This is a genomic window from Photorhabdus sp. RM96S, assembly GCF_042879335.1.
Classification (GTDB): domain Bacteria; phylum Pseudomonadota; class Gammaproteobacteria; order Enterobacterales; family Enterobacteriaceae; genus Photorhabdus; species Photorhabdus kayaii.
On sequence record NZ_JBHFKT010000005.1, the window covers coordinates 1 to 23814 of the forward strand.

A 23814-nucleotide genomic window follows, 5' to 3' on the forward strand; every position below is an offset into this window, starting at 1 on the left:
ATTGCGGGGCACCGAGCCAAAGGAACAAGCTTAAAAAAGCGGGTTGGTGCGATGATTATCGGGCAAGAGTTTTCTTTGGATGAATAGCAGTCAAAGTATGCTCGTGCCCTGGAAGTTGATCAGAGTTCTGTCAATTGAGTATTTACAAAAAATTCATGGGACGAAGCCAAGTTATAGCCGTTTAGTTACAGTTATAAACATGTGAATATGCTTGACCACTACTCATTCCTCTTGGTAGAACAAGTCATAAACAGGAAGCTCTGACTATTGAATACAACCATAGGATCTGGCCGAATACCATTCGCGTACGTCTTTGTTCCATTAAATTTAAAACTAAAATCCCATTTACAGAAGAAATAATATCGGGTATTGCCCAATTTGTAGTATCAATCTGAAAAAACGCGTTATTACTGGAGAAATCATGATGAAAAAAACAATAAAAAACATATCCTTATTCACAGGAATTGTGCTTGGAAGCTTGACATTAGCTCATGCAGCAATTATTCCACCCGGTACACAACTGGCAACCAACCAGAATATTGTTCGTCATAATGGCTCAGAACCTGCTTCTCTTGACGTGCATAAAGTTGAAAGTGATGTTGAGTTTGATATTATAAACGACTTTTTTAGTGGATTAATTAGTATAGGAAATGATGGTAAGTTTAATCCTAATTTAGCGATCCGTTGGGAAACCAACGATAATAAAACCTGGGTATTTCATCTAAGAGAAGGAATAAAATGGTCTGACGGTTCACCTATTACCGCTCATGATGTGGTTTTTAGTTGGAGACGTTTAATTGATCCCCAAATGGCATCCCCGTATGGCAGTTATATTGAAAACATGTATATAGTAAATGCCAAAGATATTCTTGCTGGTAAGAAAAAAGCCAATGAATTAGGTGTAAAAGCATTGGATAATTTAACGGTAGAAGTAACATTAGAGCAACCGCTATCCTATTTTTTAAATATGCTTCGTTTTTAAATAATTTTGTCACCAATAGTTCTAATAATACATCATTATATCATAATGATATTTATGATGATCTGATCAGTAAAGCCAAAGCAACAAACAACATAGAATATTTCCAGCAAGCACAAGATATTCTTACAAAAGATGTCCCGTCAATTCCTATTTATTACTATGTTAGTGCCAAATTAATAAAACCTTATATTGGCGGATATTATATCAGTCCACTTGGTCTTATGTCATCGAAAGATCTCTATGTTATTAATCATTAATAAGAGATGTTTGTAAGATTAAAATAAAGATTACGGTTTTTAACCGTAATCTCAGACCGCTGACAAACCTCATTGAAAATAATGGGGTCTGTTCTTTTCATAATGAATCCTAATACAACCCATTTTCCTCATTGACTCGATTCAATCGCCCGTCAGGGGGTTAGATACTGTATTTGCATTTTCTGCAACCCGCGAAAATGGGCGAGAGCATAAAAAACTGTGGGGCATTTATGTGGCAAGGAAAACTGCCTGTTTTCCGTTCAGTTATTGGGTGATAAATAATAAATCGCTTTGCAATTTACTATAATTTGCTCTATAAATTACAGTAGTCTACATTGTGAAATATTTAGAAATTGCGAGGTGACAACATGGCTGAAACTATTGACCACGGCACCCTCTCACATCTAGTGGAGGCCGGAGCCGTTAAAGGAGCGCACATCGTAGGCCAGCCAGGCGGCTGGGCCGTGATGGTGCGCTATGGAATGCACGAGCGACCACTGGCCGCACAGCGCAGCCGCAATGTGCGGCTGTTCCGCAAGTTCGAAACGCTGGTTTCCTACCTTAAAAAAATTGGCATTGCCCGCTTCGACGTGGATTCATCAAACTACGCCCCCGCTCCCCCCAATACCTCAACGCGCAGGCCAGATCGTGCCGAAGCGCTCAAGCGTACCCACGAGGCTGCTGCATATGATGCGTGGTTTCGTGAGCAGGTGCAGCAAGCCATAGATGAACCCGGACCGGGTATCCCTCACACTGATGTCAAGGCCAAATTTGCCGCCAAACGTGAAGCCTTGCGTAAACGCATTGTACAGGGTCGCGCATGAAAATCATTTGGCGAAAGATCGCGGAAGCAGATCGAGAACGTATCTTTGATTACATCGCACAAAACAACCCCAGCGCCGCGCTTGAGCTTGACGCAGACTTTGATGCTAAAATCGAACTCGCTGCGCAGCGGCCTAAACTGTACCGCCCCGGCCGTGTGCACGGTACCCGTGAAATCGTCGTGCGGCCTAATTATGTGATTGTCTATCGCATCAAGGATGAAAGCGGTACGGTAGTTGTGCTGCGCGTGCTCCATGCGGCCCAGCAATGGCCCCCGGCCAAGTCAAGCGAGAGCGTTTCTGGTGGGAAAGTCTGAGGAAGAGTAGCATTTGAAGAAGATGTGACGATTAATGCTTTCGTAAATCAAGCGCTAGAAAATGAAGTCAGTAAACATCATGTAGGGCCTTAATAGCCCCATCGGATTAATGACAAAAGTGCTAACCATCGGGAGCCGGTCTTTGATCTAATAGAGGTACTGGAAAATCGATACCTCGATATACTAAAAGCCCCCACACGACAACAATATGATTGACATCAACAGAACCCCACTTTTTAAATGGGGTTCGTCAGCAATCTGAGATTACGGTTTTTAACCGTAATCTTTTTCAGAGGCAATAATAAAATCATTCATTGTCAATAAAACTACGCCGGAACAACCGCAGGATTAGCAAGTAATTTCCGTAAATTGCGCATTTCCCTTCCCTGATTAATCGCCACAGCACCGACTAAAACTTCATTTTCTGTACCAAATAAAATGGCCTTATCTGATTGCAAATCACCCTGAATATGCCACTCTTCAGCCTGCATGTTACCAACCATTTGGATGTTAATGCCCCATTGATCAGTCCAGAACCACGGCGCGCCTGGCTGCGGGGGGGCCAACCCCATCATGGCATGCGCGGCGATGGTCGCCTGACGGTTAGCATTTTCCCAAGTTTCACGGCGCTGTAGATCACCTGTCAGCGGTTCTCTCTGAAGGCAAACATCCCCGGCAGCAAAAATATCCGGTTCAGAAGTCTGGCAACGGCTGTCAATGACGATACCGCCATCAGTCACCAAACCAGCATCAGCGGCAAGCTGATCCCTGAATTCAGCGCCGATACCATAAATAATAATATCTCCGATCACCTTTTCACCGGTGTTCAATATAAGCACTAATTCACTCCCTTGTTTTTGTGCGGAAACAATGTTGGTATCAAGGAAGAATTGTACCCCTTTTTCCTGATGACGATTCAAAAGATAATCCTGCAATAATGGAGGAGCACAACGCCCCATGATGTTATCTGCCTGTTCGATAACCGTCACGTTTGCCCCCAATTCACAAGAGGTTGCCGCCAGTTCCAGGCCAATCACACCACCACCAACAATCAAAATCCGTTTGTCTTTTTTCACCGCCTGGCGTAAACGTTGCGCATCATCCAGCGTCCTCAAGGTATAAATATTTTCACCCAGCTGATCGAGCAGCGGAAATCGTCTGGCTCTTGCCCCCATAGTGAGCAGGAGTTTGTCATACCTGAGCTTGCCGCCATTTTCTAAAACAACACAATGTTTCGATGGCATAATCTGGCTGACCAACTGGCCTATGCGCAGATCTATCTGGTTTTCCAGATAAAAATCTTCGGAGAACAGGTATTTAGGCGCTTCCTCTGGGTTGATTAAATAGTCTTTTGATAAAATTGGCCGCTCGTAAGGCGCATGATATTCCTTACCAATTAAAATAATATCGCCATCAAACTGCTGCTGCCTTAAGGTTGCGGCAGCCATAGCTCCCGCTTGCCCTGCTCCAACGATAATAAAAGTCTGATTCCGCATATTATGCTCCTATCTGAGTGACAGGTTGAGCACTGACCATTGCCATCCCTGCCAGCCACTCCTTAATAGGTTGGTAATAATGCCGTTGCGCTTTATATTCGCCATAAATAGAAAGTGCCGCAAAAGCCGCAATCCAACAGCGAATTTCCTGTCCACCTTTCCCGCCCTGAATGGCGATTCCTCCCTCGGTTAACGAAGCAAGACGCCGAATATCGCCACTACAAAAAATACGCAATAACTCGTCATCCCACTGTGGATTCAACGGAGCAACGATATTCTCGCCACGAGCCAACGATTTTCCAACCTTAATTACCCGGATTTGCCGTTTTTGACGCGCTTCTTTTGTCGGATTTCTCCCGGCAATCAACCCTTCTTCAACTTCCGGCGGAACCTGTCCCATTTGTGGTATCGGGGGATCATGTGATAAGCCACCAGAGCCTAACAGCAATACCCGTTGATCTGTTGTGAATAGGAATTGACCCACTGCACGACCTAACTCAACAGCACGACGGCAGGTCGGCAATGGTTTAGCTGCACAGTTAATAAATATTGGGATAGTTGGATAACGCTGTAAATTCTGGCAAAGCAGCATCAATGGCTGAGTAAAGCCATGATCGACCTGCATACGCCAGGAGTGAGCCACATCAATCCCTGAATTATATAAGGCAGAAATTAAATCCTTCGCGGTGTTTTCAGGAACATTGAGTGGGCCTTTACCAATATCCCAATCCCCCACTGCATTCGCTCTTACTCCAACGCAAAATGCCGGCATGAGATCATAAAAAAAACCATTAAAATGGTCGGGAGCGAAAATCACTATCAATTGTGGATCGTAGTCCTTTATCTGTTCAGCCAATTGCTGAAAAACCTGCCGAACATGCTTTTCCGTCGCTTCAGGCGGAGAACCAAAACCCATCAAAGGTGTGTGTGAAGTACAAATCAATTTAACGGTCATCTGAACTCTCCTTCTTGGTCGGAGACATCACTCCCGCTGTCGTTTGGCGAATGCCACGGATACTTAATCCGGCATCAGCCGTTATCATCACCCCCGTTAAAGTGCGGTTATTGGCACGGGAAGCCAACATGACATACGGACCGGTGAAATCTTTTGGCTGAGGTATGAATTGCAAAGGTAAAATTGCACTGAGACTTTCTAATGACAGGTTATCTGTAATGCATCTATCTTGCTGAGATAGTGAAGCCGCCCCACGAAGATCACTTGGCATACCACAAGGCGCAACACCATTAACCCTGATAACTGGCGCTAATTCATAAGCTAACTGGCGGATCATGCCGACCGCACCGTGCTTGCTGGCGGTATACAACACCCCTCCACCACCAGAAAACCATGACGAGTTTGACAACGTAAAAATCATGCTGCCTTCTGATGCGGTTAGCGCCGGTAACGCGGCTTTAGCCCCTAGAATATACCCTTTCAGGTTAACCCCCATCAGCTCATCAAATCCTTTATCAATCTGCTCTGGTGAGGCGTCAAGCAGGCTAATTTTGTGATCCCATATCCCGGCATTACCAACAAAGCAGTCTAGTTTGCCAAAACACCGAACAGTTTCAGCCACTGCTCGCTCATTGTCCTCAAAAGAGACAACATCACCGTGAATAACACAGATATCGTTACCAAAACAGTGTGCCAAAGCTGTCGCTTTTTCTGCCGATAACTCCAAAACGCCCACTTTGGCGCCTTCAGCAATAAAACGCTCTATTAAAACCAAACCTAAACCGGAGCCACCGCCTGTTAATAAAATGACTTGATCTTTGATCCAACTCATTATTGCTCCTCCGATACAGTGATATAAATGTTTCCGTCTTTAACAACAACAGGATAGGTCTTCAATGGATCTGTAGCAGGAAGGCAAAGTGCCTTCCCGGTTCTAAGACAAAAACTGGCCGTATGCAGTGGACACTCAACTGTCGCATTGTCTTCCAAATACCCTTCGGATATAGAGGCATTACCATGACTGCACCGGTCATCAACAGCAAAGAATTCGCCATCATAGTGAAACAACGCAATATCCGGTGTGTATTCAACCTTACGCGCTCCTCCGTCGGGCAATTCTTCAACAGTACATACGAATAATTGACTCATCAGAATAAGACACTCAAGTTATGGAAAGTTAAGACTGCCTGATCCAAGGTAATTTCACGTTTGCAAATCAGCCAGCTATCCGTTTTTGGATTACGGCGAACACAATCTAGCCGCTTACCAACATAAAAAGCTTCATCTCGCTCTTTTTGTGAACGGTACAGCAAATAATTGGACTGAACATGAAATTGGTCAGGCAAATCCGTTTCAGTAATCACTAAGTTTGTCAGTAGATGACGTGTACGGGATGGGGGTTCCTCTGCCCATGCCATACCGGTCTCCAACCGAGCTATCCGGCGTTCAAGCTGAAATTTATTGTCATTGAACAACCAAGTGGTTGGCGGCTGGATACTCTTACGGCGATCGCGGGTTTGGGCATTAACAATGGTACGCATGGTATAGCTGAGATCTTCTGATAACAACTCAAGCCAATCGCGAAATCTCCACTCATCCAGTAATGCAATTTCGTAATACAAGAACTGGCTTATTTCATAGTGCAGTTCCGGCGATACTCTTTTTTCCTGATTAACAATTAACTCTTTCATTTGACCAACTCCTGCTGATAAACCCGGCTTTTTTCCTCTATCTCATCCCAGGTTTCACTGGTGAGTAAGTCAGCCCAACGCTGATACATACCACGGGCAACGGTTTCGGAAAAAACATAATTGGTCACACCCGGAATTCCATCATCCCGCACTCTTTCTTGTCCCAATCTCATTTCCATGCACAAGGTGCTGTTACGGGCTTTGTAACCTCTAAGTACCTTCTGAATTTCCACCCAATTTTCTGAATCATCCTGTTCGAGAAAACCTGCCGGACCAAATGCACGGGTAGCACTGTTTTCAAAAGCGGCTTTTACTTCCAGAGAAGCGGCTTTATCTGCGATGCAGAACGCCCAAACTTCCACCTGATCAGGTCCACGTGGATGCCACACCCGCATGGTTGCAGTACCGTTAAGCCAGGAAAGTGTCGGGAAAATATTGTTGTGACCGGCAAGACGCAGTGCCCTGACTTTTCCCAACCGCTGCTCTGCCTCTGCATAGGTTTCACGGTAGTAACGGGCAACGGCACCATCAACCCAAACGTTGGCATCAGGTTTTTCGGTCAAGAAAAATCCACAACCGTGACCATTTTGAGCAAATTGCACGGAATCTTTTGCCGTTTCCCAAACTGGCCGAGAAGTCTGACCAGAACCTAATGCTTTGTTACTGTCGCCCTCTTTTACACCTAAAACCTGTACAGCGGAGGCATGGCTGAATAAAGCATGGTATTGATCACCGGCAAACTGTTCAGCGGGTAATTTCCAGTTACAATTGATCACCCACTTTTGCACCCCACCAATAACCTCAGTTCCTCCTTCACGGCGATCAAGTACACCATCAAGATACCAAGCCATATCACCGAGATAATCAATCAGAGAGGGAGCCGTCGTATCCCAGTTACCAAAAATCAATCCCTTATAACTTTCCACACACGGCACTTCCTGAAGTCCCCATTGCTCTTTGCAAAGCCCATGTGGATAGGCACACGCTTCCAACGGGACGTCGATTAATCGACCGTCCACACCATATGACCAACCATGATAAGGGCAAGTAAATGCACGGGTATTACCGCTATCCGCGTAACAAACCCGCATAGAACGATGGCGACATTGATTTAGGAAAGCTTTAACGGAACCATTTTTTTGGCGGACAACAACAACACTGTCCTCTCCCATATAAGTATTGAAAAAATCACCCGGATTGGGAATTTGGCTCTGATGAGCTAGAAACAGCCAACAACGGCCAAATATTCTTTCGAGTTCTAATTGATAGAGCTCGGGATCGATATAAATCTGAGGAGTTACACGACCGGCTCGGGCATCAATCAGGCGGTAAATATCTGAATCTTTGCTCAATGTCATATTATTCAGTCCTCAAGTAAAAGAAAAGTTGACTTTTTGCCAACATGCAAAATGAATGCTATTAATAGATTAATATTTTGTGAAATACATTGTTTGTTTAAATTAAGACTTTTTTTCGATATGTGAGGAAACAGCAATGGAATTAAGACACTTACGCTATTTTATTGCGGTGGCAGAAGAATTAAACTTCACTAAGGCCGCAAAAAAATTGCATACTGCACAGCCTTCGCTAAGTCAACAAATAAAAGATTTAGAAGATTATATTGGTTCTACACTATTAGAGAGAAATAAACGCAGAGTCTCTCTAACCAAAGCCGGAGAAGTTTTTTTACAACAAGCCCGGCTTATTCTTGAAAATGCAGAGAAAGCAAAAAAAATGGCCCGCAGAGCGGCACAAGAACAAATTGTGCTAACTATCGGATTTGTCCCATCAGCAGAAGTTAAAGTATTACCTGAAGTCATCCCAATATTTCGCTTGGCTCATCCTGGAGCAAAAGTAGAACTTATTAGTTTATTTAATCCAGGACAAGAAGAGAAATTATTACAAGGTGACATTGATGTCGCTTTCATGCGCCCGCCAATAAAGAGTGATTCTATTGATTTTAAAGTCATTCTTAATGAACCGCTGGTGGTTCTGATGCCTGCTAATCACAGGCTAAGATATTGTGAGAAAATTTCAGTCAACGACCTACAAGGAGAAAATTTTATTACTCCTGATCCAACACAATCTGGTGTATTACAACAGATTATAGAAAATTATTTTACTGAACATAATGTCGTACCTAATATTATTCAAACTGCTAATAATATGCTATTAATTTTAAACATGGTTAGTCTAAATTTAGGGTGTGCAATAGTACCCTTCTATATTACCAGCATCATGACAGATGCCGTTATTTGCCGGCCATTATCAGGATATTCTCCCACAATAGAGTTAATAATGGCATGGCGAAAAGACAACACATCAGAATTATTATTGCACTTAATAGATGTTGTTGAAAATAAATATCTGCAAGAATAAAAATAAGCATCATCGTTTTTTTCTTTCAGACTAGACATATTAAGTATTAGTGAATATTACCCGCTGTCGTTATATTAATAACGTATTAATTTAAAATAAATAAGGAAGATATCATTATGTCAATATCAGCGAATCTTCAACATAAACTTATACAGCCCGAATTACGTTCGCTTTGGTCTGCCATTGCCAGCGGTGAAATCCATCTACATCATCTCAATGTAAAAGGGATAAAAACTCGTGTTCTTGAAGCGGGTAACGGACCTACTCTGATTTTCTTGCATGGTATTGCAGGTCATTTAGAAGCTTATATGCGCAACATACTGCCCCATGCTGCCCATTTTCGTGTACTGGCAATTGATATGCTGGGACATGGCTTCACGGATAAACCTGTCCGTTCCTATGAGATTATCGATTATGTGGAACACCTACGGGATCTTATTGAAACATTAAATCTGAAGAAAATTCACCTTTCTGGCGAGTCGCTAGGCGGATGGGTTGCAGCCCGGTTTGCGGCAAAATATCCGCAATATATTCACCGTCTGGTATTGAACACCGCCGGTGGCATGATTGCTGATCCAAATGTGATGGAACGCCTGCGCACACTGAGCTTAAATGCAGTGAAAAACCCCGATCGGGAAGCTACCCGCAAGCGTCTTGAATTCCTGATGGAAGATCCTGCAATGGTGACAGAAGACTTGGTTGAAACCCGTTTTGCCATTTATCGTCAGCCGGGTATATTGTCCGCAATGGAAAACATCATGTGCCTACAAGATATGGATACCCGTTTACGTAACCTTTTGACCGAAGATGAACTGGCAAAGATCCAGGCTGAAACCCTAGTGCTATGGACTACACACGATCCGACTGCTGCGGTTTCAGTAGGTCAGCGTCTTGCCGGGCTTATCGAAAATAGCCGTTTTGTCGTGATGGAAAAATGCGGTCACTGGCCTCAATATGAAGACCCGGACACATTCAACCGGCTCCATATCGATTTTTTACTCAACGGCAACAAATAATGTCCCTTTCAGACGAGTGATATTCCAGTTGGAATGTCACTTCTGTGGTTTGAGCAGGAGCAACAACAGATGAATAACGTCATAACCCATCTTGGCGAAAAATTGTTTCAGTCATGGCAGAGTCATCAAGCCATCGATCCTATCTCTAGTGAATATCCAGAACTAACATTGCACGACGCCTATCTCATCCAGCAAAAAGTGATTGCTTACCGGCTGGAAACAACTGGAGAGAGAATTGTCGGTAAAAAAATCGGGATTACTAGCCAAGCAGTTATGGATATATTGAACGTCGATCAACCCGATTTTGGCATTCTCACCTCAGATATGCATTACAAAAACAATGCCACTGTACCCATTGAGCAATTAATTGCGCCGAAAGCTGAAGGCGAAATTGGTTTTATCCTGAAACACAATCTGTGTGGACCAGGTATTACAGCAGGAGATGTACTCAGAGCAACAGATTATGTCGTGCCCTGTATCGAAATTGTCGATTCCCGTATCCGTGACTGGAAAATAAAAATCACAGATACTGTTGCTGATAATGCCTCATCAGGGTTATTTGTCATTGGCAATGGCGCCCGTCTGCCCTCAGAAATTGATTTAGCTGCCGTGACAATAACGCTAGAGAAAAACGGTAAACTGGTTGACACTGGCATTGGTGCCGCTGCACTAGGGCATCCAGCCAATGCGGTTGCCTGGCTAGCGAATATGCTAGGAACACTGAATATGGCGTTACTCCGCGGAGAAATTATTCTTTCTGGCTCCCTCACCACAATGGTGCCTGTTAATACGGGTGATCAGTTGAAAATTAACTTACTCGGTGTGGGATCTGCCAAGGTAAGTTTCGCCTGAAAAATTAGCTTTAGTCTCCAAATAGGAGTTATAAAAAGCCCCACCAAAGCTATTGGCAACAAAGTTACTGGCAACTTAGTGGCAGGGGCGTAAATGGCTTATTATCATTTCAAGCTAAAAACAATAATTTCATAAGTTTCGTGGTAATACACATCTGTCATTCCGCAGCTATATCTGTAATATACTGATTTAAAATCGTTTGTATAAAATTTATGCATTTGTTAATTCTTAATTAAAACAACAAATTATGAATGCGGTGCGGAATGTCGGACACATTCGTCGTTTTCAGCGACAACATTCATCATGTCTTGAGTCGTATTTTAAGTTCTGTATTGCTGAAACCGATACGGCATTCAATCAATTCCGCAAGAGCAAGGGCGTTTTTTTCTTTTTTTCGGTTACATACGATCTGTAATGAAAATGGTAGCCCCTGACTGTTTAATCCTGTTGGGATGGAGACCGCGCATAAGTCAGCAAAGTTCACGAAACGGGTGAAGTCATTTGGGGGTTGATGTTCATCTTTTTCAGCTATAGGCCAAGAAGGTTCTGGGGTTGTAGGAATTACTAACGCATCCACATTCTGAAACCAATTCGAAAATATCTTCCGTACGTGACGACAGAATATCAATGCTTCCGAATACTCTTTCTCCTTTATCTCTTTGCCACGTTCTAATCTTACTTTAATTGTATCGCTGAGGGAGTTCTGTGAATTACACAAATATCCATAATTCTGCCAAGCCTCAAACGCAGTAATTATAGAATTAGCTTTCATGCACTGCGATAAAGGATATGGGAAAGGTTTCTTTTGAGTTACCATACCCATTTGAGAAAAAACTTTCAGCAATGACGCATAATGCGAATCTGTTTCCTTATCTAAAATATGTTCTTCTTCTGACGGTAATATGCCAATATTCAGATTATTAATGCATGAGTGATACGCTAAATTTGGGTTCAGCTGATTATAGATAATGAATATATCAGATGCATGTCTGGCAATAATTCCCACAGTATCCATCGTCTGGCTTAATGGAAGCATACCTGATGATGACAAATTGCCCATCGATGGCCGAAACCCACTTACGCCACACCAAGCAGCGGGTATACGTGCAGATCCACCCGTGTCAGTTACAAGCGCTATCGGTGTCAGACCGGCTGCCACTGCTACAGCGGAGCCATTACTTGAGCCACCTGGGGCAACTTTCTGTGATTGTCCCCAAGGGTTGAATGGCGTCGGGCTATTTTCCATGATGCCCGCTACTCCCATACCGAGCTCTACTGCTCTGTGTTTTCCTGTCAGAATCATTCCCTGTTTCAAGAGGGTAGCTACCACTGGTGCCGTAACATATGCTTTTTGACTAAAACAGTTCGTGCCTCCTCCAGTGACCTTACCTTTCAGATCAAAAAAATCCTTAACAGCAAAAGGAATGCCATGGAGAGGGCCACGCCAATTTCCTGATCGTATTTCCTGTTCGGCATGTTTTGCTGCGGCCCGCGCATCAGCTTCATAGATCTCTGAAAAGGCGTTCAGCTTATGGTCGTAACATAAAATACGCTTCATGTACTCACCTAAAATCTCAACAGGTGATATCACTCCGCTCCGTATTCTTTCTCCTAATTCATTAATTGAAAGACTGATAATTTCATCCATCATTTATCTGCCTTTAGTGTTATAGAATTGTGATATTCATCAATATCATTTTTTACAAAAAGAAAATTGATAATCAAAATGGATAGAGTGGCTATGATAATAGTAATAACCGCATACTTCATGTTTAAAATAAAGAGTTTTTCACTGTTTACCATTTGCCCAAAAACTGCCACGGCAAAAGCGGAACCTATCTGACCAGTTGCACGGGAAACTCCTGAGGCAACGCCAGTGTACTGTTTCGGAGTACTTTGCATAAATAAAGATGTTGACATTGGTGATCCCAGCCCTCCACCAAAACCAATCAACACAAGTGGAACAAAAAGATAAGCATAGTCATTGTTGAACTGTGTAACCAGTAATCCACTGAAACCGACTAATCTTATCATGGCCCCAACAATCATCATGTGGCTCGTCTGGTAACGGCGTGCAAGCCATCCAGAGACCTTATTTCCCAATATGACACTGATTGAGAGCGGTAACAGGGCCATACCCGTTTGCGTTGCACTCAGGTGCTGAATATCCTGAAACCAAAAGGTCAGAATAAACATGGCACCAAAAAAGGAAAAAGCGCCAGAAAAGAAAATCCATGAAATAGCGCTAAAATTTGGCCGCCTGAACAGCTCCAGTGGAAGCATAGGAGCTTTACTTCTTCTTTCTACCACTATGAATGCAGTCATGATGATTAAAGACAAGCACAACAAGATAACTGAGTTCAAATTGATTTGAGGAGAGTCATTCAGCCGGATGACACCAGCAATAAATAGAAATATTGTCAGGAAAAGAAGTAGCTGGCCTTTTATATCCATAGTTAAACTTTTATGTTCATGCTCTGGAGACTGCACCCTAAGTGTCAAAAAGATCCCTGCTAAGCAGAGCGGCACATTTACTAGGAAAATCGATCTCCACGACAGATATTCGGTCAGCCACCCTCCTATGACAGGCCCCGCCACCAGAGCGATACCTCCCCAGCTCGCCCAGCTGGCAATGGCACGGGTTCGTTCTGTTTTATCTGTGTAGGTATGAGTGATCAAAGCAAGTGAACCTGGTACGAGTATGGCGGCGGAAATACCCTGAAGCACGCGACCGGTTAATAAAATAGCGGCTTCACTGCTAATTCCACACAAAGCGGAGGAGAGAGTGAATAATCCAAGCCCTGTAATGTAAACACTTTTTGAACCAAAACGATCACAAAGAGCTCCCCCTGATAGTAACAAACTTGCAAATAAAACCAGATAGGCATTTACAACCCATTGTAACGTTGTTACACCAAGTGAAAGGCTCTCTTTAATAGTCGGTAAAGCTACATTAACTATGGACGAATCCAGAATGACGAGTATGTAACTTATATTAGCTGCGAGCAGAACATTACGCTTGTTACGCTTCATGTTGTCCATAAGCATTCCCCGATTAATTACATTCCACTAGGAGTATTGATATTCAGCGCAATATCGGTACGGTAATGCATCCCTTCAAAATGGACTTGCTTGACCGTTTCATACAACTTTTCTCTAGCCTCGTTGAACGTCAGGGCTATTGAACTTAATGCAATAACTCTTCCTCCATGACTTATTAGTTTTCCATCATCAGATACAACGGAGGAATGAAAGATATGAGTATCTTCTGAAGGTAACGGCAAGATGAGCTCATCACCTTTTCGCTCGGTAAAAGGATAACCTTCAGACGATATTTGTAAGGCAACAGAAACAAGCTTACTCCAGCGTACATTTGCTTTGCCCAGCTGTTTTTGTAGGGTCAATATGAATAATTCATGAAGGGGACTCTCAAGTCGTTCAAGGATCGTGAAGACCTCTGGATTACCCAGCCGACAGTTGATTTCAAGAAGGCTCGGCATTCCTTTTTTGTCAATCATGACACCAAAATAGAGGAATCCTATATATTCGATTCCTTCAGAATTAAGAGCTGCCAGACAAGGTTCTACAATTTGGGTAATGATAGCCTCATGCTGTGCGGAGGACAGTACTGGGGAATAAGCTCCCATACCACCAGTGTTAGGGCCTTTATCCCCATCAAGCAGCTTTTTATAATCTCGGCTTTCAGCCAGTGGTAGATAGTTTTTTCCGTCAAAGAGGATGGTGTAAGAGACTTCTTCACCTTCAATGAATTCTTCAACCAGCATTGGTCCGACATTTCTTGTGAAAAACTCTTCCAGCGTGTTTTTAACATGCTGGCGATCCTGGGCTATCACTACACCCGTTCCCCCATGAACCATACCGTCTGCTTTGATAACCACAGGTAAAGGTAATGTGTCGGCAAATTTTTGGGCCTGTTCCTGTGATTCACAAATTGCGCTGTAAGGTGTAGGTATTTGATATTTTTTCATGAATTTTTTGGAAAAGCCTTTCGACCATTCAAGTCGGGAGGCTTCACGAGTCGGGGCAATGATGGGTAACCCACGAGATTTAAAGTAGTCGGCTACCCCAGCTGCCAAAGTTTGGGTCGGTGTGATAAGCGTAAAGTCTGCTTTTAGTTCCAGAGCAGCCCTAGCCAGCCCCTCAACATCTCCTGAAGACACTGGAATATTTTCCATTCCGGGTGCGCATGACGTAGCCGGATTACCTGGGGCTAACCATACTTTTTCTACTGCTGGGTCCTGTAATAATTTCCATGCCAGCGCCTGTGCGCCGGCACCTGAACCTGCTATAAGGATTTTCATTATAGTCTTCTCTCAAAACACAGGGTTAAAAGGAATTTCATCAGTTTTGCCACCTGACTAAATCATCGATCCAGTCGGCAAAATGTTCAATTCGTTCAGTAAGTTGTACATCACTATTGCCGGTAATTATGGCGCTAACAACGTCATCGGTATAAGTTGTTGCCTGTTGATAAATTTGCCCGACTCTCCCTGATAAGCAGAGTGTGGATATCCAATCATAAGGAACTGAATCTGGCAAAGAAATCAGATATGCCGGACGAACAGGAACGCGAATTGATGCTGCGAATTCTCTTGGTTCAGTCCGGACTTTCAGTACATCATTGATACCTGCACAACTCTGTATCCAAGCTTTATGTATATTTATCCCCCAAGTGTGTTCTATTAACTCCCCCGTAAGTGAACCCGCAGTACGGGCCGCAATCTCGCATAAAATTAATCGGTCATCGGCGGTGTGGAATATTTCGGCATGAAACCCGAGGGTAGGCGCAGCAGGCAACGCTGATATAGTTCGATAGGTAATACTGTTCAGTCGCTCTGCCAAGGGGGTAGCAGGATCAATAGTACGGCTACCAAATATACCTGCATGCTGGTAATCAAGAGCATTATTGATATAAGCGCAGGGAGCAAAAAATGAATCTCCTGCTTCATTAATTACACCGTTAACATGATACATATTTCCAGAGATAAACTTTTCTACCATCCAGCCATCAACGGTTCTGTCGCGGAAAAAATCGGATACTTCTCTGAGACTCCTACATACCTTAACGTATTTCGAGCTGCATCCATCCACCGGTTTTATCACAACTGGGAAATTATGCTCTTCACTGAAAGTTAGAACATCCAGCCAACTGCCAAGTCGTCTAAACGGAGCCACTTCAATGCCTGCACGTTGAAGATAATCTTTCATTAAAACCTTATCTCGATACGCCAAGGCACTTTCAACGTTCTGGCCTGGGAGGCCATAATATTCCCGAAGTTGTGCAGCTCGGATAAGGTCAAATTCCGAATGAGGCAGAATCTGGCTGAATGAGGTGTGACGTCCTAATTCTGTGGCGATAGATAAAACACCTTCACCGTCATCAAGGCTGTCGATCTGCCGGACGTACCGGTAACGGTGCTGAAGAGGAAATTGTGGTGCAGAACTGATAAGCCACAGGTCATCACGGCATTCCTCCAACCATTCTGCAAAGTTAATCTTGATGCTTCTTCCGAGGCATAGTATTGCCATGCTTTACCTCACATAACGTCAGAAATGGGTTTGATAATATCCAATACAGTGAAATCGCCCCATCGAGTACCGTTATCAACAAGATGATTGACCGTCATGTCCTGCCGAGCACAACGCCTCATAATGCGTAAAAAAGCATGCCATTCATCGCTTCCATGGGAAACAGGGACAGGGGTATCCGCTTCAATATAAAGTGGGAGCAAATGAGCAGATAAAATTTCGTTCGGTGAACATCTTGTCAGAATGGCTGCGGTATATCGTGCATAATCAGGCAACTGAAAACCGGTTTTCGACCATTCATTTATTGAGCATGAGAGAGGTTGATCGAAAATGAGGTTTCCCAGTCCAAAACATGTCAGCATGTTTTTATGCCATTCAACACCTCGCAAGGAATGATGATGATGGCCTATCACTAGGTTCACACCACATTGTGATAATCGTTTTGATATTTCCTTTTCGTATCTTGTAATAATGTCTTTACGAGTATGATCGCCCCAGTGCATCGCTGCAATAATAAAATCAGCTTGGCTACGGATATTGCCAACTAAGCATGAAAAATGCGCCCAATCATCTTCATTGATGACAGTCATAATATCGGGTAACGCTCCGGGAACCACAGCGCCGGAAAAAGGGGGACTGTAATAATCTCTTGAACGTAACGCTGCAACGCCTCCCTGAAAACTACCGGCTTCAGTTCCGGCATAGTAAATGCCCGTTACGCCGAAAACAGCCACCCTGATCCCTCTACATTCAATTAAAGCAGGTTTCCAAGCTTGCTGAAATGTCAGACCGGCCCCGGTGGTTTGCACTCCTACAGAATGTAATGCTTTCAAGGTGTCAGTCAGACCCTGCAATCCAGAATCCATGGCATGATTATTCGCAAGGGAAAGCACATCGAACAATGCCACGCCTTTGGCGTTTTTTACTGATGATATCGTCATCCCTCGCCGTCCGGGAATTGGCTCAGGTCTGTCAGTCAGTACACCTTCATAGTTACCGATAACGATATCGGCATTCTCAACTAAAGACGTCATGTGACTGAAAGCAGAAGCGGGATCTTCACGATTAATGAGCACATCCCCAAATGAAGCAATAGTAATACTCGACATAAATTTCTATCCTTCTGACTAACGCTGGTCGTTGCTCAAAGCCTTTTCTGCATAAAAATACGGGCATTTCCATCCGGTAAAGAGGACACCTCACCAAAAATGCTGTAACCATGCTTCAGATAAAAGTCAGGTGCCTGAATCGCCATGGTAAACAGCACCGCCATATGACATCCACGTAGAGTTGCTTTTTTTTCGGCCCGTTTCAGCAATGTACTTCCCAGTCCCTGCCGACGCAGTTCTTCCGGAAGAAAGAAATAACTAATGAAAAGCACACCCAGAGAGGTACGACCCACCAAGCCACCAACGACTTCACCTTGCTGGTCATAGACATAGAAATCCAGCGGCTGGTTGTCAGAAATATTGGTTTGTTCCACATTCCATATATCAAGTAACTGACTGATTTTTCCCCGGCTTTCAACATCACCCTGATCGGAACTTTTGATGGAGTGCCCGGAGTCCAGAATATCTCGATTCATGCATTGATCCTGATTGACCGGGCCGATATATCGGCCCGGTTGGTTATATTAAGTTGCCGTACTCACCAAACGCGTTTCCAGAAATAACTGCTCATAATCACGACCGCGAGCTGTTAGTGCAGGTACCACAGGTCTGCCATCGGATAATTCGATCCAGAGCCTTAATAAATGGCGCTGGTTGAGTGCATCATCCTGAAACTCCGTGCGGGAATGCAGCGTGGTATAGTTGTTGAGAAAAAGGATTTCGCCAGGCTCAAGCATAAATTCGAGTCTGAACTCTGGGCGGTTACATATTTCATAAAATGCGTGAAGCCCAGCATCAAGTGCGTCAGGGAGAGCTAGTCCCTGAAGTTTTGCTGCTGCTCGCATATAAGCACCGAGACACATAGAGCTCACCCTACTTGACATTTTTGAGAAAATCGGAATTTTGTATGACGTGTAGGGAAGTTTACTCGAAGAGCGTTCAGCTGTAGCGTAATAATATCCTTCAAAAAGGTCGTCAAGTAGTTCTGGTTTTTCCCTTAGCATTTGGTTATAGATGGCTAGGCCACTTACGATTTGAGTCAATCCCCCTGAAGCAGCCCCCCTCAAACACATAAGCCCAACAACTTCAAAGGCATCCGAATGAAATCCAAGCTCCCGATTAGACATATAGCCTCGATTATTCGGATTATTTTTCTCATTCCTTACATGACCTATCCTGTGACCCTGTGAGTTTTGTACGACTGGACGTCCAAGACCTGTTCCAATTCCCCAGAATAGATGATGCAAGGCTGAGTCAGTAAACATTTCTCGCGGAATACCTGACACTACCACAACCCCGCGTCCTTCAGTCAATCGCTGATGAATGCTCTCCTGTAAGATAGTTATTTCCTCAAAGCTAAAATCTGACGTATTAAACGCTTCGCTGGGTCTGTCTTCCATAGCGGATAAGTGATACCTGAATGCTTCGATTTGTTCATCTGAAACAGGCAATAGCACGTCTTTCTTGCTTTCCAACTGCGCTGAGCACCATACTGCCGGATCGTCATCAATAATCTGATATGATTCGTTCATGTTGGTGTCCTCAATATGCACAAAGTTCACAATCTGGATGTTGCGGTTTATCCGCAACATTCGTTTGTAAAGTTGTGAATGAGATGGTTACCAGTTTCCCTGCTGAAATCATTGGCCATCCAACAAGTTTCCTGATGATATCCGCAGACATCATCCCTCCGACAATCATTGCCGAATAACTGAAAGCCGAAGTCGCAGGGATTAAATCATGTTCTTCTCGCCAGGCGCGCATGGAGTAATGGTCAGGCTCCTGAGTCCGTGACCACTTTTCGTCGCAGCGGAAACAACCGCTCTGGTCAGGGAATTTTGTCCAGAACATACCCATTCCGGCAGAAACGCTATTGAAAACACCCGGAACTCCCATGGCAAAACAGGCGTCACTGGTCCAGCGGTCAGCCGCGATAACTGGTCGGTCAATTGCAGCTACGACGATATCGGGTTTGAATTGAGAAATTAATTCCTTAACAACATCTGAACCGGTTATACGCTTGAATACTGTATTTACCGTGACGTCCGGATTGATCTTATTAAGACGAGATTTTAACCCTTCGACTTTCCGCATCCCTATGTCATCAACGGTATAAAGCTGCCTGTTGAGGTTACTAAGTTCAATATCATCGAAATCAACGACAGTGATGGTACCGCAGCCAGTCATTGCCAGAGCCGTTGCCGTGCAGCTTCCAAGCCCCCCACATCCCAACAGTAGCACATGCCCTTTGAAAAGTTTCTGCTGATACTCAGCGGGTGAAATGTCATTGTCACTTAACGCAGCAAATCCATTGAGATTTCGGGAATAACGCTCTCTTTGATCGGCACAGAGAGCCTGATAATCGAAATATTTCTCATCCTGAACGAGGTTGTGAGACTGAAGTTCCTCGATCAATTTTGTTAACGCCGACTCTTCAACGTCATGACCGTTTTGCTTCAGTACTTCAAGGAGACCATTGCTGTTCAATTTTCCTTGCATGTGGTTAAGCGCAACTATTTTCCAGCCATCGGGATCTGGAATTATTTTGCTTGCTTCACCCTGACGGGTACCGGAATGTATTGCAATGACATTACTGCTAATCGGAACAGCAACAACCGTTGGCTGAAGCCGTGGATTATTAAGTGAAATGGAACTCGCCATAGCTATGCCTCTTTAATTTTCACTACCGGCAAAAGAATTCCCCGGCGTCCTACATTCATGACCGGATCAAAACTGGCACGTGCCTGAAAACCAGCAAACCGGCCACCATATACATAGGTATCCACACCTGACCACATTGAATCTGTAATGCCGATATCAGGATGAACTGCGGAAATCACACGCCCGCGAATGTATCGTTGAATGACCCATGTTTCGTCGCTTTGCGCTGCAAGACGTAAGGTCGCTTCCCATTCCTGAGCGGCGGTAAACGGACCGACCAACAGACCTTCTCCTCTTGTTGCATTAGAAGGTTTGAGCACAAGAGTCCCTCGTTCTTGAATTGCCCAGTCAACTAGATCGATTTGCTCTCCCTGAGGGGATGTTGTTTGGCACGCGCGGAGGATGCGTGTCCAGGGAATATGTTTAAGACAAAAAGCCTTTTCCTCTTCGGGCAGGAAAAAGAGCATTTGCGGATCACTTAGGACAGCCATTATAGCTTTATCTGCGAGCGGCCATTGGCAGATGAGAGGATTGATGAAAGTGACTTCTCCATGAAATGTTGCAGTAAGGTATTCTTCAACTTCGGGTTCATCGATCAAGTCGCGCAAATCGAGTTTATTATAGGCCAAATCAATAACACGACCCTGCGGATCTATTACCTTGTTGTTATGTCGACGTAACAGAGACGCATCAATTTCCTCGGTAGGAACCCCCAGACGATTGAAACCATTTACCATCCAAGTTACCTCATTTCCGAACCGGCCTTTATAAGTGACAATGGCTGCTCTTCTGGCTGGCTCTCCGGTACGTTCGCGATGAGTTTCCAGTAATGTCTCAAGAAATAAATCCGGTTTTTGGACAAAGGGCTGAAAATCGGCGCTGGCTTCAATACCGTTCAGTAAAGGATTTGACACCTCTGACCACAATGCACCTGCAATCCCATTTTGGATCACTCCCCCGGGGCAATCGGTATTAGTTTCCAAGATCTGATAAGTTCCATCTTCACTGAAAAGACCATCCAAGCGGAAAATTCTGGTCAAAGGGGTATGATTTGGCAAATTAAATAAATAATGTTCGCTTTTCTTATAAGCCGGAAAATATTCACGTATCGAGACATTTTCCACCCATGCATGAGCAAATTTTTCAAATATTTCTGTAAAACGCTCACCGATGCTGGCGAGTTGCCGAATTAGGTTATCAGACAAAATAAGAGGACGAATTGAAACCGGATAGTTTTTTCCCTCAAAATTTAGTCCTCCATCAACGAGTTTCTGGCTTAGACTTTTCTGCGCTTCTAATAAAGAAGATTTTTCATTTTCGTCAAGACTAAGTAATTTTTTTCAATCAAGATTTCGTCTTGATAAAACAGAGTGTCATGAGGTGTTAATGATGAAGTGTCTGTTTTATTCTCCACACCTAACTGAACGGAAACTTGTTTTAGGGATTTTTCAAGTAATAATAATCCATGCTCAAGGACATTGATTTCGATAGTCAGCGGGGGAAGTAATTTGATGACCTGTCCCAGCGGACCACATGTTTCTATAATGAGTCCTAACTCAGTGGCTTGGTTTCTGACATTTTCTGCTGCCTGCGAAGAAAAGAGTTCTAAGCCCCACAACATTCCTTTTCCCCGAATTGTTCTGATCAATTGGGGGTATCGTTGATGCAAACCTAGCAGATATTTATGCACGATTTCCGATTTATCTTTAAGACTTCGCAAGAAATGTGAATCATGCCAGTAATCAAGAGCATATGTGGCACCAATAAATGCAAGGTTATTACCACGGAAAGTTCCGTTATGTTCTCCAGGCTGCCATATATCCAGTTCCGGTTTCATTAAAACAAGAGACATAGGGAGTCCATATCCTGAAACAGACTTTGCAAGGCAGATGATATCCGGTTTTATCCCAGTGTCTTCGAAGCTGAAGAAAGTTCCTGTACGACCACAACCAGCCTGAATATCATCAACAATAAGTAGGATATTGTTTGCAGCTGCGATCTCTGCTACACCCCGTAACCATTCTACACTCGCCACATTGACTCCCCCCTCTGCCTGAATAGTTTCAAGAATAATTGCTGCAGGAAAGTCAATACCAGAACCCGGAGAAACTAGCATTTTCTCCAAAAAGTCCAGTGACGTGTCATTCTGACTAAGGAAATTTTCGAAAGGAAGGCGTACTATATTGTTCAGGGAAACACCTGCAGCATTTCTTTTTTTCTCTCTGGCTGTGGCTGCAAGAGCGCCCAGAGACATTCCGTGAAACGCATTAGTAAACGCAACAATATCGCTGCGCCCTGTAACTTTGCGTGCGATTTTCATTGCAGCTTCAACTGCATTGGTTCCTGTCGGCCCGGTAAACTGAAAACGATACTGCAAGCCCCGTGGTTTCAGTATCTGCTGATTAAAGCTTTCAATGAATGCCCGTTTGGCATTGGTATATAAATCCAGAGAATGCGTTATGCCATCTTTTTCAATATATTCAATAAGATGAGATTTTAAGCGAGGGTTGTTGTGACCGTAATTTAATGATCCAGCTCCTGATAAAAAATCAATCCATGACTTACCCTGCCTGTCAGTCACTAGGGCATTGCTTGCCGTAGTGAATATGGCCGGATAATTACGGCAGTAGCTACGCACATTTGATTCGTACTTTTCAAAAATCCTGCACGCGTCGTCTTCAGTGAAAAGTATCTCGTTTTTTATATTTTCATACACAGCATCAAACATTCTACAACGCAGCAATATCGTATTTTTACCAACCGCCTTTACTCGCTTCGCTAACTGTTCGTTATTTTCTGTAATATTGTGAAGAATATGCATCATGGTAATGGCATGATCTTCGTCCTCTTCAATATGTAATTTGAAAAATTCTAATCCCCGTTCAGCAACACCTAAGTGCGTAAGAGCATGCAATACAGGCTTATAGATCATTGGAACAATTGCTTCGGCCCCCAAGCAAAGTGCAGCTAAACCATCAGCAATTTCCCCTGAGCAGCAATAATTCAGGACACATGAAGCAAGATGAGAGGTTTCTTCAAGTGCAGGAATAGAACTGACCTGTGCACCTGTTTCCATCAATGAGCGCTGAAACAACTCAGCGTGAGTGACTTTTCCCTCCCCATTTACCCCCATCTCTTCACGCAAATTTTCCATCAGATGATGAATATCATTGAAGTTATCAATATGGCTGATCAGAGCACACAAAAAGCGAGTAAAATTACGTGAATAATGATGATGTTGAATCAAGAAATAACGCATTCCGGACAGAGTGATTCGTTCTTCACTCATTGCGATGAGTAACGGGTGGTTAACCAGCTTTTTCACCGCATCTATATCCAGCCAGTTATCCCAGAGTCCTTCTTCGGTCAGTAATCCTATATCTTTTTTATCGGGTAAAGTTACAGTTTGATTTTGTTCACTCACCTTGCCTCTCCTGTTTCTGAAATAAAACGCATCTCTGATCTCTATAACAAACAGTTCTTTACTAGTAACAATAGAATAAGTACTGCGGTGCTTATAATCTCTTAACAATCAATACCAACGAAAAATAAACATTTGCATTTCATTGATGAAACCATAAATTATCTTAACTAGCATTTCAATAAATTATTAATCACGTAAAGTAATAAATATTCAACTATTTGAAAAATAAAATTAATATTTTTATGAGAATATGATAAGTACCAATACCACCTAATTTTTTATTGAAATAATTGCATAATGCAAT

At 43.5% G+C, this 23814-nt stretch carries 22 protein-coding genes; 6 read left to right on the top strand and 16 right to left on the bottom strand.

All coding sequences use genetic code 11. The annotated features are described in order from the left end of the window. Positions 1-421: 421 nt before the first annotated feature. The 3 genes from ACGF49_RS04100 to ACGF49_RS04110 all read left to right on the top strand — a co-directional run bounded on the left by ACGF49_RS04100 (position 422) and on the right by ACGF49_RS04110 (position 2377). Entirely contained in the window at positions 422-982 is a 561-nt protein-coding gene (locus ACGF49_RS04100; protein ID WP_349010436.1) for an ABC transporter substrate-binding protein, read from the top strand. Positions 983-1607: 625 nt separating this feature from the next. After that, on the top strand, positions 1608-2063 hold the full coding sequence (locus ACGF49_RS04105; protein WP_011144683.1) for a hypothetical protein: 456 nt from the start codon (positions 1608-1610) through the stop codon (positions 2061-2063). Further along, positions 2060-2377: a type II toxin-antitoxin system mRNA interferase toxin, RelE/StbE family gene (locus ACGF49_RS04110; RefSeq protein ID WP_011146462.1), complete on the top strand. Its 318-nt coding sequence runs from the start codon at positions 2060-2062 to the stop codon at positions 2375-2377. Before ACGF49_RS04105 ends, ACGF49_RS04110 begins: the two co-directional genes overlap by 4 nt. Before the next feature lie 326 nt (positions 2378-2703). Here ACGF49_RS04110 and hcaD read toward each other — a convergent pair whose 3' ends face one another. Genes hcaD through hcaE form a run of 6 tightly spaced genes read right to left on the bottom strand, consistent with a single transcriptional unit; the run spans position 2704 to position 7877 of the window. After that, positions 2704-3873: a phenylpropionate dioxygenase ferredoxin reductase subunit gene (hcaD, locus tag ACGF49_RS04115; protein WP_113040584.1), complete on the bottom strand. Its 1170-nt coding sequence runs from the start codon at positions 3871-3873 to the stop codon at positions 2704-2706. 1 nt (position 3874) lies between these two features. Then, the gene (locus tag ACGF49_RS04120; RefSeq protein ID WP_113040585.1) at positions 3875-4828 is read right to left on the bottom strand and encodes a 3-carboxyethylcatechol 2,3-dioxygenase; all 954 of its coding nucleotides are present in this window, start codon (positions 4826-4828) and stop codon (positions 3875-3877) included. Beyond that, positions 4818-5660 carry a 3-phenylpropionate-dihydrodiol/cinnamic acid-dihydrodiol dehydrogenase gene (gene hcaB, locus ACGF49_RS04125; protein ID WP_271859436.1) on the bottom strand — a complete coding sequence of 281 codons (843 nt, stop codon included), beginning with the start codon at positions 5658-5660 and terminating at the stop codon, positions 4818-4820. Before hcaB ends, ACGF49_RS04120 begins: the two co-directional genes overlap by 11 nt. Continuing rightward, complete coding sequence (gene hcaC, locus ACGF49_RS04130; protein ID WP_011146458.1) at positions 5660-5977, bottom strand: 3-phenylpropionate/cinnamic acid dioxygenase ferredoxin subunit; 318 nt, start codon at positions 5975-5977, stop codon at positions 5660-5662. Before hcaC ends, hcaB begins: the two co-directional genes overlap by 1 nt. After that, entirely contained in the window at positions 5977-6519 is a 543-nt protein-coding gene (gene hcaF / locus ACGF49_RS04135) for a 3-phenylpropionate/cinnamic acid dioxygenase subunit beta (RefSeq protein ID WP_228900449.1), read from the bottom strand. The genes hcaC and hcaF overlap by 1 nt, the downstream gene beginning before the upstream one ends. Further along, positions 6516-7877 (bottom strand): 3-phenylpropionate/cinnamic acid dioxygenase subunit alpha, encoded by a 1362-nt coding sequence (gene hcaE / locus ACGF49_RS04140; RefSeq protein ID WP_387489787.1) that lies wholly within the window; start codon positions 7875-7877, stop codon positions 6516-6518. The genes hcaF and hcaE overlap by 4 nt, the downstream gene beginning before the upstream one ends. Positions 7878-8013: 136 nt before the next feature. Here hcaE and hcaR point away from each other — a divergent pair, with 136 nt between their 5' ends. From hcaR to ACGF49_RS04155, 3 genes are all read left to right on the top strand, one after another. Beyond that, complete coding sequence (gene hcaR, locus ACGF49_RS04145) at positions 8014-8898, top strand: DNA-binding transcriptional regulator HcaR (RefSeq protein WP_011146455.1); 885 nt, start codon at positions 8014-8016, stop codon at positions 8896-8898. 116 nt (positions 8899-9014) lie between these two features. Then, on the top strand, positions 9015-9914 hold the full coding sequence (locus tag ACGF49_RS04150) for an alpha/beta fold hydrolase (protein WP_271859437.1): 900 nt from the start codon (positions 9015-9017) through the stop codon (positions 9912-9914). A gap of 69 nt (positions 9915-9983) precedes the next feature. After that, positions 9984-10766, top strand: coding sequence for a fumarylacetoacetate hydrolase family protein (locus ACGF49_RS04155; RefSeq protein WP_113040589.1), 783 nt, complete (start codon positions 9984-9986; stop codon positions 10764-10766). Between the two features lie 301 nt (positions 10767-11067). On the opposite strand, the gene ACGF49_RS04160 is transcribed toward ACGF49_RS04155, so the two are convergent. The 10 genes from ACGF49_RS04160 to ectB form a co-directional block, all read right to left on the bottom strand. Then, a complete protein-coding gene (locus ACGF49_RS04160; protein WP_113040590.1) occupies positions 11068-12417 on the bottom strand; it encodes an amidase in 1350 nt (449 codons plus the stop codon). Further along, positions 12414-13808 carry an MFS transporter gene (locus ACGF49_RS04165; RefSeq protein WP_262978096.1) on the bottom strand — a complete coding sequence of 465 codons (1395 nt, stop codon included), beginning with the start codon at positions 13806-13808 and terminating at the stop codon, positions 12414-12416. Before ACGF49_RS04165 ends, ACGF49_RS04160 begins: the two co-directional genes overlap by 4 nt. Positions 13809-13825: 17 nt before the next feature. Then, positions 13826-15088, bottom strand: coding sequence for a phosphoribosylamine--glycine ligase (gene purD / locus ACGF49_RS04170; protein WP_011146450.1), 1263 nt, complete (start codon positions 15086-15088; stop codon positions 13826-13828). Positions 15089-15128: 40 nt separating this feature from the next. Continuing rightward, positions 15129-16316, bottom strand: coding sequence for an acetyl-CoA carboxylase biotin carboxylase subunit family protein (locus ACGF49_RS04175; RefSeq protein ID WP_011146449.1), 1188 nt, complete (start codon positions 16314-16316; stop codon positions 15129-15131). A gap of 8 nt (positions 16317-16324) precedes the next feature. Next, the gene (locus tag ACGF49_RS04180; RefSeq protein WP_113040591.1) at positions 16325-17425 is read right to left on the bottom strand and encodes a CapA family protein; all 1101 of its coding nucleotides are present in this window, start codon (positions 17423-17425) and stop codon (positions 16325-16327) included. Positions 17426-17460: 35 nt separating this feature from the next. Continuing rightward, positions 17461-17901, bottom strand: coding sequence for a GNAT family N-acetyltransferase (locus tag ACGF49_RS04185; RefSeq protein WP_011146446.1), 441 nt, complete (start codon positions 17899-17901; stop codon positions 17461-17463). A 48-nt stretch (positions 17902-17949) separates the two neighbouring features. Beyond that, positions 17950-18957, bottom strand: coding sequence for a TauD/TfdA family dioxygenase (locus ACGF49_RS04190; RefSeq protein WP_158536450.1), 1008 nt, complete (start codon positions 18955-18957; stop codon positions 17950-17952). A gap of 10 nt (positions 18958-18967) precedes the next feature. Next, a complete protein-coding gene (locus tag ACGF49_RS04195; RefSeq protein ID WP_113040593.1) occupies positions 18968-20086 on the bottom strand; it encodes a ThiF family adenylyltransferase in 1119 nt (372 codons plus the stop codon). 2 nt (positions 20087-20088) lie between these two features. Then, complete coding sequence (locus ACGF49_RS04200) at positions 20089-21291, bottom strand: hypothetical protein (RefSeq protein ID WP_387489796.1); 1203 nt, start codon at positions 21289-21291, stop codon at positions 20089-20091. 89 nt (positions 21292-21380) lie between these two features. Continuing rightward, on the bottom strand, positions 21381-23510 hold the full coding sequence (gene ectB, locus ACGF49_RS04205) for a diaminobutyrate--2-oxoglutarate transaminase (protein WP_387489799.1): 2130 nt from the start codon (positions 23508-23510) through the stop codon (positions 21381-21383). Positions 23511-23814 lie beyond the last annotated feature (304 nt).